A 1,739-nucleotide genomic window follows, 5' to 3' on the forward strand; every position below is an offset into this window, starting at 1 on the left:
GCCCGAGCGGCACCGGAGTGCTGACCGGCAGCACGAACGCGAGCAGCAGCGCGGTCGAACTGCTCGCCAGCACCGAACTGACCACGCCCGCGAAGAGCACGGCGAAGCCGACCAGCACGGTCGCGGTGACGGCGAGCCAGAGGTGCCGGGCCGCCAGCGTGCCGAGGCAGATCAGCACCAGCCAGGCCACCGCCAACCCGGCCTGGGCCAGCAGCCGTTCCACCATCGGGCCGGAGAAGTCGACCAGCAGCAGCATCGAGATCGAGCCGAAGGCGGCGAAGCTCGCCACCGTCGGCGCGTGCAGCACCTGGGTGCAGAACGCGAACAGGGCCGGCATCACGACGGCGGTGCGCGCGGCCCGGCGGGTCGCGACGAGGTCCGGGTCGTGCGCGCGGAGCCGTGCCAGCATGCTCCCCATATGCGGGCACCGGGCGGGGTGGGCGCAACCGTGCCGGGCCCGGCGGACCGGAGCGGAATCCGGTTGGGCGATGCCGCCGGGGCCGTTAGGGTGACGCCGTGTCCACTCGGGTGATCATGATCAACGGCGGCTCCAGCTCCGGCAAGTCCGGGATCGTCCGCTGCCTGCAGGCGGTGCTGCCGCAGCCGTGGCTGGCGCTCGGGGCGGACGTCTTCGTCGCCTCGCTCCCGGCCGCGATGCAGCGCGGCGAGGCGGGGATCGAGATCGCGGCCGACGGCCGGGTGACCGTCGGGCCGGAGTTCCGCCGGCTGGAGGCGGCCTGGATCGCCGGCGTGGCCGCGATGGCCGGGGCGGGCGCCCGGGTGATCGTGGACGAGGTCTTCCTCGGCCGGGCCGAGTCGCAGCAGCGCTGGCAGCGGGCGCTGGCCGGGACCGGCGTGCTCTGGGTCGGCGTGCGCTGCGAGGCCGAGGTCGCCGCCGCGCGTGAACTGGCCCGCGGCGACCGGGTCCCCGGCATGGCCGCCGCCCAGGCCGAGCTGGTGCACCAGGGCGTGGTGTACGACCTGGAGGTCGACAGCAGCCGCGCCCAGGCGCTGGACTGCGCCCGCCTCATCGCGGCACGCGTCGTCGGGTGACCCGCGCGCCGGCCGCGGCGGCGCCCCTACCAGCGCCGCTCGCGCGCCTCCGGGTACGTCAGCGGCGCCACCACCCAGCCGGCGCCGAGCAGCGCGACCGACACCGCCGGGATCGCGGCGGGCACCACCATCAGCAGCGGGAACGACGACCGCCGGCTCAGCGCCAGCAGGACGAACTGCGCCAGCACGGCGACGGTCACGGCCGTGCCGAGCAGTTCGCGCCAGGCCTCCGGGTCGGGCCGCTGCGCTCCCCGGCGGAACGTGATCAGCAGGACCAGACCGCTCACCGCACCGAGCAGGGGACTCCACCGGGTCGCCGCGAGCATCCGGTGGAAGAGGAGCGAGCTGAACCCCAGTCGGGAGAGCAGCAGCTGGAGCGGGATCGCCACCAGCAGGGTCGGGCTCCAGGCGGCCAGCGCGCCGACCACCGTGCTGCGCAGCAGTGCGTGCGCCCGCCGCCGGCGCAGCCCCCGCACCGCCCGTGCTCCCCCGTGCCCGGTCATGCCCCCTCCCTACCCACCGCCGGCGCGCTTACTGCCGCGGACCGCCGCGGACCCGGGCGTGCCCTCGGAGCCCGCGGGCGCACCGCCCGCGGCGGCTGACGGTCCGTCCGGCCGGCCGCCGCGGCCCGCCCGCGCCGACCCCGCGCGGGCCGCACCGCCCGGCCGCTCCTCAGCCAGGAGGAG

2 protein-coding genes and 1 pseudogene are annotated in these 1,739 nt (G+C 76.9%); 1 reads left to right on the forward strand and 2 read right to left on the reverse strand.

Going from position 1 to position 1,739, the window contains the following annotated elements:
* A pseudogene (locus tag ACFW1A_RS40360) lies at nt 1–409 on the reverse strand (FUSC family protein); the annotation flags it as partial.
* 107 nt (nt 410–516) lie between these two features.
* Here ACFW1A_RS40360 and cpt point away from each other — a divergent pair.
* Nucleotides 517–1,053, forward strand: coding sequence for a chloramphenicol phosphotransferase CPT (cpt, locus tag ACFW1A_RS40365; protein WP_380418697.1), 537 nt, complete (start codon nt 517–519; stop codon nt 1,051–1,053).
* Between the two features lie 26 nt (nt 1,054–1,079).
* On the opposite strand, the gene ACFW1A_RS40370 is transcribed toward cpt, so the two are convergent.
* Nucleotides 1,080–1,556, reverse strand: a complete 477-nt coding sequence (locus ACFW1A_RS40370; protein WP_380418699.1) for a hypothetical protein — start codon at nt 1,554–1,556, stop codon at nt 1,080–1,082.
* Nucleotides 1,557–1,739 lie beyond the last annotated feature (183 nt).

Source organism: Kitasatospora sp. NPDC058965, from assembly GCF_042741245.1.
Classification (GTDB): Bacteria; Actinomycetota; Actinomycetes; order Streptomycetales; family Streptomycetaceae; genus Kitasatospora.